General features: G+C 57.2%; 13 protein-coding genes and 2 pseudogenes. 3 read left to right on the top strand and 12 right to left on the bottom strand.

Annotated features, from left to right (window positions below; genetic code table 11):
* Positions 1 to 4: 4 nt before the first annotated feature.
* From EAW52_RS22495 to coxB, 5 genes and pseudogenes are all read right to left on the bottom strand, one after another.
* Positions 5 to 181 (bottom strand): annotated as a pseudogene (locus EAW52_RS22495) (transporter); the annotation flags it as partial.
* A gap of 90 nt (positions 182 to 271) precedes the next feature.
* Positions 272 to 1,075 (bottom strand): cytochrome c oxidase assembly protein, encoded by an 804-nt coding sequence (locus EAW52_RS22500; RefSeq protein ID WP_122044142.1) that lies wholly within the window; start codon positions 1,073 to 1,075, stop codon positions 272 to 274.
* Positions 1,066 to 1,413, bottom strand: coding sequence for a hypothetical protein (locus EAW52_RS22505; protein WP_122044143.1), 348 nt, complete (start codon positions 1,411 to 1,413; stop codon positions 1,066 to 1,068). Before EAW52_RS22505 ends, EAW52_RS22500 begins: the two co-directional genes overlap by 10 nt.
* A complete protein-coding gene (ctaD, locus tag EAW52_RS22510; RefSeq protein ID WP_122044894.1) occupies positions 1,413 to 3,938 on the bottom strand; it encodes a cytochrome c oxidase subunit I in 2,526 nt (841 codons plus the stop codon). Before ctaD ends, EAW52_RS22505 begins: the two co-directional genes overlap by 1 nt.
* 5 nt (positions 3,939 to 3,943) lie before the next feature.
* Positions 3,944 to 4,882 (bottom strand): cytochrome c oxidase subunit II, encoded by a 939-nt coding sequence (gene coxB / locus EAW52_RS22515; protein ID WP_122044144.1) that lies wholly within the window; start codon positions 4,880 to 4,882, stop codon positions 3,944 to 3,946.
* Positions 4,883 to 4,972: 90 nt separating this feature from the next.
* On the opposite strand from coxB, the pseudogene EAW52_RS22520 reads away from it, so the two are divergent.
* Positions 4,973 to 5,424: pseudogene (locus EAW52_RS22520) on the top strand (DUF2231 domain-containing protein).
* A gap of 8 nt (positions 5,425 to 5,432) precedes the next feature.
* On the opposite strand, the gene EAW52_RS22525 reads toward EAW52_RS22520, so the two are convergent.
* From EAW52_RS22525 to EAW52_RS22545, 5 genes are all read right to left on the bottom strand, one after another.
* Positions 5,433 to 5,921: a hypothetical protein gene (locus EAW52_RS22525; protein ID WP_122044145.1), complete on the bottom strand. Its 489-nt coding sequence runs from the start codon at positions 5,919 to 5,921 to the stop codon at positions 5,433 to 5,435.
* Between the two features lie 432 nt (positions 5,922 to 6,353).
* Positions 6,354 to 6,674: an Arc family DNA-binding protein gene (locus EAW52_RS22530; RefSeq protein WP_122044146.1), complete on the bottom strand. Its 321-nt coding sequence runs from the start codon at positions 6,672 to 6,674 to the stop codon at positions 6,354 to 6,356.
* Positions 6,675 to 6,783: 109 nt separating this feature from the next.
* Positions 6,784 to 7,425: a LysE family translocator gene (locus EAW52_RS22535; RefSeq protein ID WP_010798505.1), complete on the bottom strand. Its 642-nt coding sequence runs from the start codon at positions 7,423 to 7,425 to the stop codon at positions 6,784 to 6,786.
* 2 nt (positions 7,426 to 7,427) lie between these two features.
* Positions 7,428 to 8,198 carry a 2OG-Fe(II) oxygenase gene (locus EAW52_RS22540; protein ID WP_010798504.1) on the bottom strand — a complete coding sequence of 257 codons (771 nt, stop codon included), beginning with the start codon at positions 8,196 to 8,198 and terminating at the stop codon, positions 7,428 to 7,430.
* Between the two features lie 87 nt (positions 8,199 to 8,285).
* On the bottom strand, positions 8,286 to 8,921 hold the full coding sequence (locus EAW52_RS22545; protein ID WP_122044147.1) for an alanyl-tRNA editing protein: 636 nt from the start codon (positions 8,919 to 8,921) through the stop codon (positions 8,286 to 8,288).
* 93 nt (positions 8,922 to 9,014) lie between these two features.
* Here EAW52_RS22545 and EAW52_RS22550 point away from each other — a divergent pair, with 93 nt between their 5' ends.
* Entirely contained in the window at positions 9,015 to 10,013 is a 999-nt protein-coding gene (locus EAW52_RS22550) for a LysR family transcriptional regulator (protein ID WP_218567895.1), read from the top strand.
* 15 nt (positions 10,014 to 10,028) lie between these two features.
* On the opposite strand, the gene ggt is transcribed toward EAW52_RS22550, so the two are convergent.
* Complete coding sequence (gene ggt, locus EAW52_RS22555; RefSeq protein WP_122044149.1) at positions 10,029 to 11,807, bottom strand: gamma-glutamyltransferase; 1,779 nt, start codon at positions 11,805 to 11,807, stop codon at positions 10,029 to 10,031.
* Between the two features lie 153 nt (positions 11,808 to 11,960).
* Positions 11,961 to 14,603 carry a glucosidase gene (locus EAW52_RS22560; protein ID WP_122044150.1) on the bottom strand — a complete coding sequence of 881 codons (2,643 nt, stop codon included), beginning with the start codon at positions 14,601 to 14,603 and terminating at the stop codon, positions 11,961 to 11,963.
* A 540-nt stretch (positions 14,604 to 15,143) separates the two neighbouring features.
* Here EAW52_RS22560 and EAW52_RS22565 point away from each other — a divergent pair.
* Complete coding sequence (locus EAW52_RS22565; protein WP_122044151.1) at positions 15,144 to 16,424, top strand: OprD family porin; 1,281 nt, start codon at positions 15,144 to 15,146, stop codon at positions 16,422 to 16,424.
* Positions 16,425 to 16,594: the final 170 nt, after the last annotated feature.

The following is a 16,594-nucleotide window of genomic DNA, read 5'->3' on the forward strand; positions in this document are numbered from 1 at the left end:
GTGTTCAGACAAAGGGCCAGAGCAATAGGGTCAAGATAAACCCCAGGGAGCCCAGCAGTATGGTCAGTACGGTCCAAGTCCGCAGGCCGTCGCCCACGTTCAGCCCAGCCAGTTTAGTGAAGATCCAGTAGCCCGCATCGTTGATGTGAGACATGGCGAGCCCGCCGCCGCCCACTGCCATTCTCAACACCGATCAGGAAACAAGCGGCATTCCGTACGTGGTCGCCTTGCCGTGAGCACCTGAGAGCCTGTCAATCTTGACGACAGGCTCTCAGGTGGCCCGCTCCAACGTCCGTCGCCATTGACGGCTCAGCCATCGCCAGGCAATCCAGCCCAGACCCAGCATATAGGCGAGGCTGCCAGGCACCCACATGATGAGGCCCGCCAACTGCTGGTCAGGCAGGTCGCCTGATTCGTGGTAAAGCGTTTGGGTACTGAAGGTGAGAAGCGCGCCCAGTAATCCGGTATGCATGAGTGTGAGCAGAAGCGCAAGCAACGCCTGAGGAACACGCGCATGACTGGCATGCAGGCACGACCACCACAATAACCAACCGGTAAAAAGAAAGCAGATGTGTTCAGTGACATGCCACCAGAGGTTATCCAGGGCGAGCTGGTAAGGTTTAGGGGCATGCCAGCCCCAGATCGCCAGCGCATGGAGCAGGGCTGCAGCCGTTGGATAGCGACCGGCCTTCAGGATGGGATGCCAGACGCGTCGGCCGCGTCCACGTAACGCAGCCTGCCACTGGGGCAGCGGTCTGGCGAGCGCCCACAGGGGCGCAACGATAATCATATAGAGCATATGCTGGACCATATGCATCGCTGTACTGGTTTCCGCCCAGCCATCGAACGGGCCAAACGTTGCCAGGGCTGCGACGACCATGCCGGCATGAAACCAGAGCGCCTCGCCTCGATGAGGCGGAACCCGGCGCTGCCCTATGTAATAGAGCCCCCACATGGCAGCCAGCAGTACAGCGCAGCCCCATATAGGTAGACGTTCGGTCAGATGACCCTCTAGTAACCCATGACCATAGGCCGAAGGTGCAATACCCAGCAGGATTATCAGGGCTAGAGGCATGGCGGCATCAACAGAATGGGAATACCAACAAACAGCGTGGCGATTGCGCTGACCAGGTGCAGTCCGGCGCCCAGCGTTGCCAGGAAGCGTTGCCGACGTGCCTCCTCGGAATCGCCGAGGCCAATAGCCTGCCAACAGCGCCGCGCATTCCACAGCAAAAAAAACAGTGTGGCGAGCGTAAGCAAACCCAGCATGAGGTTTATACGATTGAGGGCACCAGCTTCTGCAGCAGGCGGCGTGATCTGGCAGGCTACTGTAAGCCCCCCGTAGATAGAGATAAACCACAAGCTCCAGACGACAAGGCCTGCAATCAACTGCAAGGGATGGGCTGGACGCATCAGTAAGGATTCCAGGTCAGAGGAAACAGCACCGTGGCGATGTAGCTGATGGCAACTACCGTTGTGGTATAAACCCACCACTGCAGCACGATCTTGGGCTCATAAGGTGCATTGATCCCTACATACCCCCAATGCACCCGCAAGGCCTGAAGCGCAGTAGCCAGGACACCTACCACGGTGTGGAGCAGGCTGTAACCCAGCATGGTCAGCAGCACGGCATCGTGGGTTGTTTCGGTAGGCTTCAAAGGCGCTTCAATGATTACTAAGACCAGCAACAGCGTATGCACCAGGCCAAGCACAGTGATACCTGCCAGTTGAGACCCTAGGTGCGTAATGTGCTTCTCCCTGAGCTGACTCACGACACGGCGCAGCCAGCCGGTGACAATGAATGCCGGCAGCAACGCGGCCAACATAAGTCCATGGTTGAGCGGATTCTGCGAAGGAATCTGCCAATTGGGCGACACGCTCCACAGGTAGAACCAGCCGAACAATAGCGAGAGGTAAAGGGAGCCGTTGGAAATCAATGTGGTTCCCATGCCCCAGAGGCCCGGACCGTCAAACGTACGGGAGTGCAAGGGAGGCTCATCCGGCTGGGTATGCGCATCAGGCGCTGCCTTGGGATGAGCGCCGTTTTCCCAGCTCCAGCGCAGACAGATGATCAGCGCCGCCAGCGCACCCAGACCCGCTAACGTATAGGCACTGACTAACAGGCAGATGCACATCACAGCCAGTACAGCCGAAAGCACAAAGGGCCACATCGAATTGCCGGGTAGGTGAATCACATGGCGTACCCGTCCGGTAACCGGATCGACACCCCAGGTTTCCCGGCGACCATGACTACTGACCGAAAGGCCATATTCGCCATTGGCGATCGCTTCCGGCAGATGCGGCTGGTCCCACAAGGGATGGCGGGTCGTCACTTCCGGCAAGCTGATGAAGTTATAGGCAGTGGGTGGCAATTGCGTTGCCCACTCCAGCGTATCTGCCTTCCACGGATTCTTACCGGCCTTCTCGCCAAAGCGAAAATGCAGGAACAGGTCGAGCAGAAACGTCGCAACGCCAAAGGCCATGATGAAGCCGCCAATCGAGGAGATCAGGTTGGGCAAATCCCAGCCCAGGCCGCTTTCATAGGTATAGACCCGCCGTGGCATGCCCATGAGGCCCGTCCAGTGCATGATCAGAAAGGTCATGTTGAAGCCGATGAAGGTCAGCCAGAAGCCCCACCGCCCAAGCGTCATGGAGGGCATCCGGCCTGAGAAATGTGGTAGCCAGTAGTAGATGCCGGCCATTAGCGGGAAGAACATGCCGCCTACCAGCACATAATGGAAGTGGGCGACGACAAAGTAGGTATCGTGCACCTGCCAGTCGAACGGCACGAGAGAGAGCATCACGCCTGTTAGCCCACCTGCAACAAAGATGACGATAAACCCTACCAGCCAGAGCATGGGCAGCTCGAATCGAGGCTTACCCAGCCACAGGGTCGCAATCCAGGAAAACACCTGAATCCCTGTTGGCACTGCCACCAGCATGCTGGCCGCCGAAAAGAACAGTTGCGCCAGTTGGGGAATGCCGATGGTAAACATATGGTGTACCCATAGACCAAAGCTGATGAAACCAGTCGTTAGCACACCCAGTACAACCCAGCGGTAACCTACCAGCGGACGCCCGCAGAACACCGGGAGAATGGTCGAAACGATACCGGCGGCCGGTAAAAAGATGATGTAAACCTCAGGGTGGCCGAACAGCCAGAACAGATGCTGCCACAGCACAGGGTCGCCTCCGCGGGCCACGTCGAAGAAGGGCAGATCGGCAGCACGGGAAATCTCCAGCATCAGGATTGCCAGTATCATGGGCGGAAAGCCGATCAGGATCATCATGGCTACTACGAGCATGTACCAGGCGAAAATCGGCATCTGGTGTAGTCCCATGTCGGGCGCGCGCGCTCGAAGAATGGATACGACGATCTCGACGCCTGCCGAGATAGCGGAGATCTCGACAAAGGTAATTCCGATCAGCCAGAAGTCCGAGTTAAGTCCCGGTGAGTACACCCGGTCCGACAGGGGCGTGTACATGAACCAGCCGGCATTGGGAGCTACATCCAATAGCAGGCTCGACAGCAGGATCAACCCACCAAACAGGTAGCACCAGTAGCCAAGGGATGAAAGGCGTGGGAATAGCATATCGCGTGCGCCCAGCATCTTGGGTAGCAGGTAGATGGCGAGACCTTCCAGAATCGGTACGGCAAACAGAAACATCATGACCGTGCCGTGCATGGTGAAGACCTGGTTGTATTCGTCCGGTCCCAGAAATGTATTGCCCGGGATAGCCAGCTGGGTGCGAATCAGCATGGCCAGAAGCAGTCCAACCAGAAAGAAAAACAGGCCCGTCACCAAAAAGCGCACCCCAATGGTGGTGTGGTTGACGATACTGAGTGCGCGCCAGCCTCGGGGATTACCCCAGACCTGATCAAGATCCTGGTGAAGACGATCCTGTTCGGCCTGCTCACCGTGGGTGTGGGCGGTCATGTCGCTCATGGGGTAAGGGTCTCCAGCCAGTCGGCAAGTACATCGAGTTCCGTATCCCTCAGGTGATCCAGTGGCGGCATACGGTTTTCCGGCTTGAGGGTCTGATGCTCTGAAAGCCAGCGGCGAATGGCGCCCGGTTCATTTTTGAGCACTCCGGCGCCCAGGTGGCTGCGGCTACCTACGTCGCCCAGATCCGGACCTATCAGCAGCGTTTCGTCTGTGATCCCTCCAAGCGGCGGCTCAAGTCCACTAACCTGATGACAGGCGGCACACTCGCGCTCAAAGAGGCTTCTGGCTTCGGGCTTTGGCGCAGGCGCCTGCCATTGCTGTCGAGCCTGGAGCCAGGTTGCGAAATCCTCAGCCGTCTGGACCTCGCTGTAGAGAATCATGTGGGTGTGCTGCATGCCGCAGAATTCGCTGCATTGCCCGCGGTGCGTCGCTGGTCGGTCCGCTTCCAGACGGATGACGTTTGTACGGCCGGGAATCATGTCGATCTTGCCGCCCAGGCGCGGAATCCAGAAGGAGTGGATCACGTCCGCGCTGCTGACGTGAATATCCAGCGGGCGACCGGCCGGAAGGTTCATCTGGTTGGCCGTTACCACGCCGCTTTCGGGATAGCGCACTTCCCACCACCACTGATGACCGATCACCTCAACTTTGAGCGGCTGTACGCCTTCCACTGGCAGCGGCAGCATGCGCTTACCCTGAGGAATGCCAAAGCTGAGCAATAGCACGATACTGACGCAAGGCAGCACAATGCCTCCCCAGACAATCCAGCGGCGGTTGTAGCGCGCAACCTTTTCCTCCGGTACAGCTGCCGGCGGGCGACGCATTCCGATCAACCAGAGCGCTACTACACCTACCAGGACGACGGCGGAGAAACCAAACATGGCCCACCAGGTCCAGGCGACGGCCCGGGCTGCTGGGCCATAGGGGTCGAGCATGGACTGTGTACCGCTACAGCCGCTTACCAAGGGAACTGTCAGTCCCCATGCGGTCCATTTAAAGGTCTGCCATCGACTGGAGAGTCCTGCATGCCTGCGACCGACAACATCGAAAGCCGCGCCGCCGTAGCGGGCCACCCGATTCATCCCATGCTTATTCACTTTCCCGTCGCGGCACTGATCGCACTGGTGGGTGCCGATTTCGGCTTCTGGTGGACGGGTGATGAGTTCTGGGCACGAGCCGGACTGTGGTTGGCAGGTGTAGGGGCTACGGGTGGTTGGGTAGCCAGTATCGCCGGACTGATCGACATTACTACCGTGGCGGATATACGCCGACGTATTACAGCATGGTGCCATGCCATTCTGGCCGTAATGTGTCCCTGGCTTCGCTCAACTGGATGGTGCGGTATCAGGGGGGTGAAGAGCTCGTGCTCTGGAGCTTTTACCTGACCGGCGTTACTGCTGTACTGATTTCCCTTGCCAGCTATCTGGGGGGCCGTCTGGTCTACGAACATGCGGTTGGGGTGGACGTGGAAAGCTGATCGGTTGGTCATGCGCAGCTCCAACCTGGCTTGGCCAGGACAAGATACAGCGTGCCCCCGATAGCCAGACTGAGCGCAACCGCCAGGCCTATGCTCCATGCCCGTATGGTCCTGGGCGCCAGGTTATCGCTTTTCAGAATCAGCGCACCACATAAGGCGTGACCTACTACCATGACGGCTACCAGGCTGAGCTTCAGGATCAACCAGGGATCGAAAAGGCTGTGACGGATGAACAGAAGTGTTCCGCTGATAATCGCTACCAACGCACAAGGGGTGGCAATGAGCGTGAATACATAGCGCAGCAGCTCAGGCCTTAGCAGCTGTAGGGCCGGAACGGGAGCGTCTAGCCCTGAAGTAATGTCGCCTGTACCAGACCGATAAGGTCTGTCGGCATTGTGTATGTCATGAACCTGGGCCATCAACAGGCCCGGTAGATAGAGCAGACTGCCGCACCACCCGATCAATCCCAGAAAATGCAGCAGCTTCAACAACGGCATAAGTCGTCCTAATGATCCAAATACATGCTGGCCTACGGCCGGTCCTTGGGGTCCGACCCCATGAGGTTTGCAGATGTTCGGATCAGGGCGTAGCGGGTTGTAACATGAATTGTATGGATCGGTTCAGGCGATTCCTCGCCCATAGCTACAGTACCCAGCCTGTCCGGGGAGGAAAAGAGAATCCACCATAAGGCCATGGCCTTCGCCTGAATGGGTTTCTGGCTTTTCAGGCAAGGCTTCTGAGCGTAGAGCAAAGCCCGCCAGTGCGGGCCTTACGTTAAAGAAAGCGACAGCTATTTACGCTGTTGCCAGGCGCATCTCCATATCCTCTGGAGCACGATTGGGTGGCCGAATAGTCGCGTGCCCCTGGCTGGCCCGGTGGTGCTGGGCAGCCTGGTAAAGTAGTCGGGAGCCCTGAGAGTGAGCCTTGGTTCAGTGCTCGCCTACGCGTTCAAGGTCGTCGGCGATCAGGGAGATAAGTGCATTCTGCTGTCGACCGGAAAGCTGGCGGAAGCGCTGGAGTAGCTCACGTTCGTTCAGGCTCAGGGCCGGGCTGTCCATGCGCATGTCGGGATCAGCTTCCAGAAGGCCGTCCTGCACTAGACTATGCTCCAGGTACGAGATGATTTCGGAGTTCATGCTGCGGTGATGGTTGCGAGCAACCTCTGCAATACGCTCACGCATGCCTTCAGGCAGCCGGAGGACGAATTTTTCGGCGGTACGGGTCGAGTAGGATCGAATGGCTTGTGGCATGAGTCTATTCAGCTCCGTGCTGGGGTAGGGACAAACAGCTGTGCAGTGAACCGCTCCAGCCAGGTTTCGACACGGCCCGGCAGCTTGTGGCTATCGAGCCGTGAAACACTTAGATGATCGACAGCAACAACCGGCCGGCGAAGAACACCAGCACTAGCCCCATGGTGCGTTCGAACCAGTGCCCCATGCGCAGGAACAGTTGTCGCACACGAGGGCTCGAAAACAGAAAGCTGACGATCATGAACCAGGCTGCGTTCACACAGCACATCCACAAGCCATACAGCGCCTGGATTTTCATTGGGGTTTGTGCGCTCACCACGGTAGTAAAGATCGCCAGAAAAAACAGGGTTGCCTTGGGGTTGGTAGCATTGGTGAGGAACCCAATACGGAATGCCTTGCCGATGGTTTGCTCATCGACAGCCACCGTGCCGCCTTGCACTTCATCCAATGCTTGGGTCGGCTTGCTTTTGAGCAGGCTGATGCCTAGATAAAGGATGTAGGCGCCCCCAACCACTTTTGCAACGCTGAGCAGCCAGGGAGTGGCGTGCATCAGGGCACCGATGCCCAGCAGCGTATAGAGCACATGTACCGAAATGCCTGCTCCGATGCCCAACGCCGTAAACAGCCCGACCAGACGTCCGTAGCGAACGCTCTGGCGTACCGTGATGGCAAAATCGGGCCCTGGTGCGACCACCGCCAGAAAATGGATGATGGCAAGGCTTAAAAACTCGGTGAAGTAAGAGGACGTCAATTTCAACTCCAGAAGGTCAACGGACTGCCAGCGCCTCGATATCCAACAAAACACGACAGGCTGAGGCGTAAATGATCCGAACCGGGAGTGACCGCATGCATCTTTCTTGAATTGAAGAGAATGAGGTCACCCGGCTCCGGTCGGATTTCAACATCGGGTGGTCCCAGCAGGGTGGGGTCTATCCCATAGCTTGTGCCACGCAGGGCGTCGAACTGATCGGGCGTAAGTTCGGTTCGCCAGAGCTGCAGGGCGCCGCCCTCGCTTGGCATGTTCAGGTAAACGTTGCAGGCCATCTGGGCCTCAAGGCTCATGGCCTCGGTGCTCTGCGGAGCATCCTTGGCAAAGATGTCGTGATGGGCGAGGAAGCGAACGCCCGGCTTGACGACGCGGGAAAGCCCTACATACATCTTGCGTCCATACAGGGTTTGCAGCCGGGCGCCCGCAGGCCAGACTTCATCGAGCGTGCAGCGCAGCAGATCGATAGGGGACAGATACGGCTGGCAACGCCGTCGCAGTTCTTCGATGTTTTCGTAGACGCTTTCAAAATAGTCCGCCAGCCGTGGCGGCTGATTTTCAGCCTCGTAAAAGGCCATGCCGATACGGCCAATACTGGGCGCGTTAAGGTAGCTTTCGAAACCCTGTCCGAGAATTTGCTGGGCTATCTTCGACGCCAGTTCTTGAGGAATGAACTGCCTGACGTGGATCGCCATGACCTCTTCGTTAGCGAGAGCGTTGATAGACGACGTCTCGAGACGCTGCTTTTCAAGCATCATGAGCAGGTTCCTTGGGTGATAGGGTGACTTCCTGGTGTGCTCGTATGGTTGTTACACGCCGCAGACCCTGACCATCGTGTGATCACGTCATGGGGAAGTCACATCGTAATGAACGGAGAGTTTTCCTTTCTTTTCCTTGAGCAGGAGATTCTTCAGTCCGTTAAGCTCCCGCGAGGAGCGAACATGCGTGCCGCCACAGCCGTAAGGCGTAAAATCGCCAAAGCCAACCCTACGCTGGCCTTCGTCATCGAGGGTGATGCTGACCGGCAGATCCTGCCGCACGTACTGGTCGAAATAGGATTCCAGCTGCTCTGCATCCAGAGGCCGAGCCTCCTGACCGGGCATGAATTCAATACGGCCTTCTCCTGGCCAATGGTGTGCCTTGACGGGTCGCCAGCCAAACGCCTCTCCGATATGACCGATCAGATGACCGGCCGAATGCAAGTGTGCATGCAATCGACGTCGCTTCTCATCGACACGGGCTTGCACGGAGCCCAGTGTTACAGGCTCTCGTGTGTAGTGGACGATACGCTCGCCGTCCTGTTTGACCATGACGACCTCTGTGTCGCCCAGCCAGCCGGTATCGCTGGGTTGCCCGCCGCCCTGGGGATGGAAGGGCGTGGCGGCCAACTCCACCGCATAGAGATCTTCCCAAGGGGCACAGGCGGTAACTTCAACCTCCATGACCAGAATGTCACTCGAATAATACAGACGCTGAGTCATGTCTAAAGCCCTTTGCAAAGCAGATGCCTGCCCCATTCTAGGGAAGGGGTGATATTGTGATAATCCGCCTGCATTCCAAAGGACTTTTGCGCGGTGAGCACAAATCTATCAATCATGCTAATGGGCGAGATGGTTGTTTTCGTCAAGGTCGTCGAAACCGGAAGCTTTTCCGAGGCTGCACGTCAGCTGGGCACGACACCGTCTTCCACCAGCCGAAGTGTAGCCCGGCTTGAAAAGGCCCTGGCGACACGCCTGCTCAACCGGACGACACGCAAGCTTCGTTTGAGCGAAAGCGGAGAAGAGGTCTATCGGCGCTGTGTCGACATGGTGAACGCTGCGCGCGCCGTCATGGAGGTCAGCGGGCAGTTCAGCCAGACGCCGGAGGGTGTTATCCGCCTGAGTGTGCCGAAGGCAGTAGGGCGATTTCTGATTCATCCGCACCTGCCCGAATTTTTGCGGCTTTACCCGCATGTGGATGTGCAGATGAATCTGAGCGACCACTATGTCGATCTCATCGATGGTGATGTGGACCTGGCTATCCGCATTACCGATCAGCCACCGCCCGGCCTGATGGGGCGAGAACTGGTGCAGATCGACCATCTACTGGCGGCTACACCTCATTATCTGGCAGAGCATGGCACGCCGGAGCATCCTCGAGAGCTGACAACGCACAGCTGCATTTACCTGGGGCAGGAGCCGGCCGATTCACGTTGGCGGTTCAGAAAAGGCAACAAGACTGTGAGCGTCAACGTTCGCGGCCGTTATGCCGCTAATCATACCGGGGCGCGACTGGACGCTGTGCTACACCATATCGGTATCGGCAGTCTTCCCTATTTCACCGCGCGCTACGCCTTACGCAAGGGTCTGATCGTTCAAGTACTGCCTGAGTGGTCATTCCAGACGCAATACTGCGGAGGAGCCTGGCTGCTTTATCCAGCAACCAGGCACCTGCAACCCAAGCTCAAGGTGTTTATCGATTTTCTGGTCGAACGACTGAGTCAGGAGCCAACCCTCCATGACGATCCGGAGATCGGCATGGCAGTGACCCAGTACCGGGAATACGAGATGCCGGAGGCAGGCGGCGACTGGTAGCGCCGCCTGGAGGGTTCAATAGCCGATTGCGGCGCCTGCGGGACGGCGTACGTCGTTGGAGCCGTAAAGAAAGCCTTCCCGCACCCGCCCGGATACTGCCGAGTCGTTGCCGGAGTCATCTGCCGTGACGCCAGGCGCACCCGGCAGGCCCACCATGATCAACTCGGCTGCTCCCCATGGTGTCTGCTGCACCATGGTATAGCCCATGTCCTGCAGGAGCTTGAGGCTGTCGGCTGATACACCGCGTTGCTCGTAATACACCTCATCCGGCATCCATTGGTGATGAATTCGTGGCGCATCGACTGCTTCCTGAGGCGGCATCCCATGATCAATGACGTTAAGGGCGGTCTGCAACGTGATGGAGATGATGCGCGAACCACCGGGTGAGCCCAGGACCATGAAGGTTTTGCCATCTTTGTTGATCAGGGTGGGCGTCATCGACGACAGCGGCCGCTTGCCAGGAGCTATCGCATTGGCTGTGCCTTGAACAAGACCATACAGGTTCTGCTCACCCACCTTCACGGTAAAATCATCCATCTCATTATTCAAAAAGAACCCAGTTCCGGGCGCAATAACGACTGATCCGAATCGGCCATTGATGGTATAGGTCGTGGAAACGGCATTTCCGTGTTCATCCATGATGGAGTAGTGCGTGGTCTCTGGCTTTTCTCGTGTTTCCATGCCTGGAATGACCTGCGCCGACGGGGTAGCCTTGTTGGGAATAATCCGGTTGCGGACCTGGGCGGCGTAATCTTTGCTGGTGAGCTGCTCGATGGGATTATCGACAAAGGCCGGATCGCCCAGAGAGGTGTTGCGGTCCATGTAGGCCTGCCGCATGGCTTCGGTCAGGGTATGGATATAATCCGCCGAGTTGAAGCCCATGCTTTTGAGGTCATAACCTTCAAGAATGTTGAGGGTTTCGCACAAGGTTACACCTCCCGAGCTGGGCGGTGGGGCAGATACAAAGGTGAAGCCTCGGTAGGTACAGGTAAGCGGCGCGGTTTCGTTGATAGTGTAACGTGCAAAATCCTCTGCCGTCAGGATGCCGCCCCCTGCCTTGGCCGCCTTTTCGACAGCCTGGGGAATGCGTCCCTGGTAGAAGGCGTTCGGTCCCTCTTTGGCGATGGCAGCGAGGGTGTTGGCAAGGTCGGTCTGTATCAAACGGTCACCCGGCTGAAGTGGAGAGCCGTCCTTGCGCAGGAAAAGTCGTGCGGCTTCCGGATCATCCTTGAAGCGTTCAACGGTAGTGTCGAGGATATCGGTATCCGCCCGGGTCAATACAAAGCCTTCCCGCGCCAGCCCGATCGCCGGCGCCATGACCTGCTCTCGGGTCAGCTTGCCGTACCGCTGGTGAGCGGTGTCCAGGCCCAATACCGTACCGGGCACGCCAGCGGCCAGATAGCCATATAGGCTGGCGTCTTTACGGACCTTGCCGTTGCTGTCGAGATACATATCTGCACTGGCGGCAGCAGGCGCCTTTTCGCGAAAGTCGATAAAGGTATCTTTGCCATCCGCCAAGTGGATTGTCATGAAGCCACCGCCACCGATATTGCCGCAACAGGGATTGACCACGGCCTGCGCATAACCGACAGCAACGGCGGCGTCGATGGCGTTACCCCCTTTCTTGAGAATATCCACGCCCACCTGTGAAGCCAGCTGTTGCGACGAGACGACCATTCCATGCCTGGCCTCCACGGCAGGATTGGAGGCCGCAAACGTAAGTGCAGGAGACAGAAGCATGGAGGTGGAAAGCGATACCGCTGCAGCAAATGGCAATGTCCATCGGGCGAACATCAAGGTATCCTTGTTGGGATTGTTATAAGGCGTAGCACATTGAACCGGTGGAACCGCGCGTGCACATCGCTATGGATACTAAAGGTTGCAGGATTGCATTGAAATGCCGGTTGTAAAAAGGCCGGACGAGGTCCGGCCTTTCATGCACCGCTATCAACGAGGCTGAAGCAGCAGCGCGACCAGTGCGCTCCAGCCGGTCTGGTGGGAAGCTCCAAGACCGCGCCCGTTCTCACCATGGAAGTACTCATGGAAAAGCACAAGGTCTGCACAGTCCGGATCATTCTGAAGTTGTGGATAGGCCATCATGCTGGGACGGTGGCCGTTTTCATCCTTGAGGAACATGCGTGTCAAGCGCTCGCTCAGGCCGCTGGCGACCTCTTCCAGGGAGGCGAGATAGCCGGAGCCGGTCGGATACTCCACCGAGAAGTTGTCCGAGTAATACAGATAGAACTCGTGCAGCGATTCGATCAACATATAGTTGATCGGCATCCACAGCGGCCCCCGCCAATTGGAGTTACCGCCATATAACCGGGAGTCAGATTCGGCGGGTTGATAACGTGCGCTAAGCATGGAGCCGTCTTCCTGCCGCATCTCGAAGGGGGCTTCGGCATGTATCTTGGACAGTGAGCGGATGCCGAATGGTGACAGAAACTCCTTCTCATCCAGCATTCGCGCCAGGAGACTCTTGGTCCGCTGGCCACGCAGCAGCGCCAGCAGGAATCGGTTGCCCTGACCGGGCTCGGTCCAACGGGAAACCAGTCGTGCCAAATCAGGACGTTGCCGTACGAACTCCTTCAGACGATCCCGCACGCCAGGCAGGCCTTCATATTCCTTGGACTCTAATACCTGCACGGCGAACAGCGGGATGAGTCCTACGATTGAGCGCAGCCGCATCGGCTCACAGGTGCCATCGCCACGGTGCAGCACATCATAGAAGAATTCGTCCTGCTCATCCCAAAGTCCATCATGGCGCTCTTCACCCGCGTTGATCGCGCCGGCAATATGCAGGAAGTGCTCAAAGAACTTCACGCCAATGTCGACATATACCGGGTTTTCCTTGGCCAGCTCCAGTGCAATGCGCATCAGGTCAAGCGCGTAGGCAGCCATCCACGCAGTTCCATCGGCCTGATCCAGGTGAGAGCCGGGCGGCAAGACGGCGGAACGGTCGAAAATGCCAATGTTATCCAGACCCAGGAAGCCCCCCTGGAAGAGATTGCGGCCTTCGGCATCCTTGCGATTGACCCACCAGGAAAAGTTGAGCAACAGCTTATGGAAAACGCGCTCCAGAAACTCGCGATCACCGTGTCCCGTCAATGCCTTTTCTTGCTGATAAACATGCCAGCAGGCCCAGGCGTGTACGGGAGGATTGGCATCCTCAAAGTTCCATTCGTAGGCTGGTAGCTGCCCGTTGGGGTGCATGAAGCGGTCTTTGACTAACAGAAGAAGTTGCTGTTTGGCAAAGCCCGGATCGATCATGGCATAGGCCACCGCCTGGAACGCAAGATCCCATGAGGCATACCAAGGGTATTCCCACTTGTCCGGCATTGATACGATGTCGAAATTGACGAGATGCCGCCACTGAGTATTGCGACCGCTCTTGCGCTCCTGGGGCGGGGCAGGCCGATTGGGATCACCATCAATCCAGCGGTTGACTTCAAAATAGTAGAGCTGTTTGGACCAGAGCAGGCCGGCAATGGCCTGCCGCTGTACATTGCGGGCGTCCTCATCGATGATGTTGTGTTGCAACTCTGCATAAAACGCGTCCGCTTCAGCGCGACGTTTGGCGAAGACCGCTTTTACATCGAGATGAGGGTCAGCGGTTTCTGGTGCGAATCGCAGATAGATGACCGACCGGCCATTTCCCTGAATATCCAGGACGAACCGTGCAGCCACCTTGCTGCCGGAGTCTCGGCGAATCGCCTGCTCGTCACCACTCACCACATAATCGTTGATACCATCCTTGAACGGACCGGACGCTTCAATGCCTTCCAGTTTTGGCTTGTTGGTTTCGTTGTTACAGAAGATCCATTCGGGCGTGACGTCACCCCATGCGGTAGCGACATAATCCGCCCAGTTGTAGTTGGTTGCCTTGACTTTCCCATCGTCCATGATGGATAGCAGCGGTCGCTGCGGCGCTCCGGTCCATACCCAGGTGTTGCGTGTCCACAGGTGGGGCATGACATGCAGGCGTGCCGCCTCGGTAGAGCGGTTTACCACCGTGACACGCATCAGCACATCGTCCGGCGTGTTCTTGGCGTATTCGACGGTCACATCAAAATAGCGGTTGTCGTTGAAGACACCCGTATCGAGAATTTCGTACTCTGCATCTCCCAGCCCACGGCGACCGTTTTCTTCTACGAGGTCGGCGTAGGGAAACTCGGCGTGAGGATACTTGTAGATCATGCGCATGTAGGAGTGGCTTGGAACGCCATCCAGATAGAAATACAGTTCCTTGACGTCTTCGCCATGGTTGCCTTCGGCGTTAGTCAGGCCGAACAAACGTTCCTTGATAAAAGGGTCGCGCTCATTCCAGAGCCCTAGCGCCAGACACCACTGCTGGGCTACATCGGAGAAACCGGCCAGTCCGTCCTCACCCCAGCGATAGGCACGGCTGCGTGCATGTTCGTGCGGGAAATAGCTCCAGGCGTTGCCATCGGCACTATAGTCCTCACGCACCGTTGCCCATTGGCGTTCACTCAGGTAGGGACCCCATTTCCGCCAGTGCTCGGCATCGACGCCGGAAAGCCGCTGACCTTCTATTGTATTGAGGATGCCCGGTGCTGGATGTGCCGTCATCGTATCTCCCGTGATAATCAGATTGCCAAACTCCAAGCGCGAACAGGCGCCCTTGATGAGGTATAGACATCTTTTGGCACAGGAGGATTCACATTCCACGCTTGCTGCACTAACCGGGCCGTTTATACGGCTTGATATGGCCGGGCCAAACGCGTCGGCAAGCACGTTTGGCGTCGGCGTTAACCTGAAACCTATTCATGTTCGGCAACCTTTTCTTACAGTTACATAACCCCCTGATATGGCAGTACAATGGCCTATCGCTTTGCGATCACCAGTAGAGAAGAACAGGCACCTGTTTTCTTGCGGGTGCGAGGTGGCTGCTCTCGTACATACCCTTTCACGAGAGAACTCATGATTTGCCAGGCCTTATAAGGCTTTTGGAGCGCTCGCGTAGGCTTACCCGCCGAGGCGACACCCAACCGGTAAGCCATGAGCATTCCTGTCACTCACGTGTGCGGGAATCCTTCCAGTCCGTCAGGAAAGACCTATAGAGACAAGCCTGATCGTCACACCGTATTAGTCAGAAAGGAACGGCAGTAGATGTTAAACAAACGGATTACCTTGATTGCTTGTGGCGTATTGAGTGCTACCCACGCATTGGCGGCTGAAACCCAGACCTCCAACGGGTTTATTGAGGACAGCAGCCTCAAACTGTTCCTGCGCAACGCCTACATGAACCGTGACTATAAGCACGGTAATCAAGACAAGGCGGAGTGGGGGCAAGGCGTAACGGCCAATTTTGCATCTGGATTTACACAAGGTACCGTAGGGTTTGGCGTCGACGCATTTGCTTTGTACGGTCTGCGCCTGGACGGTGGCAAGGGCCGCTCGGGTGCTGGCGGTATCGATTTCTTCAAACAGGGCGACAGCGGTGAGGCGGCCAGCAATATCGCCAAGGGCGGCGCCTCGATCAAGGCACGTTTTTCCAACACGACCATCACCTACGGTGATCAGATGCCGGCGCTGCCGGTCTTGAACTCGGACACCTCACGCCTACTGCCGGAAAGTTATACCGGTACGCTGATTACCTCGAAGGAAATCGATGGGCTTGTCCTCAACGTAGGGCGTTTCACCGAGGAGTCCCGCAAGAGTGCCGAAGGGCGTGATAGCGGTGGGTTGAAGAAGATCGATGTCATCGGTGGCAGCTACAAGTTCACGGATCAGTTCATGGCATCGCTTTATGCGTCCGATGTCAAAGACGTCCTAAAAAAGCAGTACATCAACCTGAACTACGTCCTGCCCATCGATAAGGACCAGTCTCTGACGTTTGACTTCAATGGCTACAAGACGCGGCTGGACAAGAGCTTTGCCCAGACTTATTCAGGTGATGCCGATGCCCGCGACAACAAGATCTGGAGTCTGGCGGCTACCTACTCGGTAGGGCCTCACTCCTTCACTCTGGCGCACCAGCGCAGCACGGGTGATATTGGCTATCCCTACGGCTGGTATCAGAACGCGGGCGGCATAGGTGACGGCGGCATGACGATCTTTCTTGCCAACTCCTACTGGTCGGACTTCAACGCCAAGGACGAGCGTTCCTGGCAGTTGGGCTATGGGCTGGATTTCTCCACCTATGGGGTTCCGGGCCTGAGCTATCAGCTGGCTTATGTTCGCGGTGATCATATCGATGCCGGAGATGGGCGTGGCAAGGAGCGCGAGCTGTTCAATCAGGTGAAGTACGTTGTCCAGAACGGTCCGGCCAAGGACCTTTCGGTACGTCTGCGTAACTCCATCCTGCGCACGTCAAACAATGTCCGCTCCTACAACGATGACGGTAACGAAGTGCGTATCTTCATCGACTACCCAATCAGTATCTTCTAAACAGCTGCCGGCTGGATAAGCCGGCAAGGCGGGTCGCTTGAGATCAGCGACCCGCCTAGTTTACCAGACGCAGCACTAGCGAAAGGCCTGACCTATGCAGGCGGCTAGCGTCTTTTGCAGTAAATGGCGTCTGAAGACCTGACACTAGGTTTCGATCATTGGCGGCGGGT

It is taken from the genome of Pseudomonas sp. LTJR-52 (assembly GCF_003691465.1).
In the GTDB taxonomy this organism is placed as follows: domain Bacteria; phylum Pseudomonadota; class Gammaproteobacteria; order Pseudomonadales; family Pseudomonadaceae; genus Chryseomonas; species Chryseomonas luteola.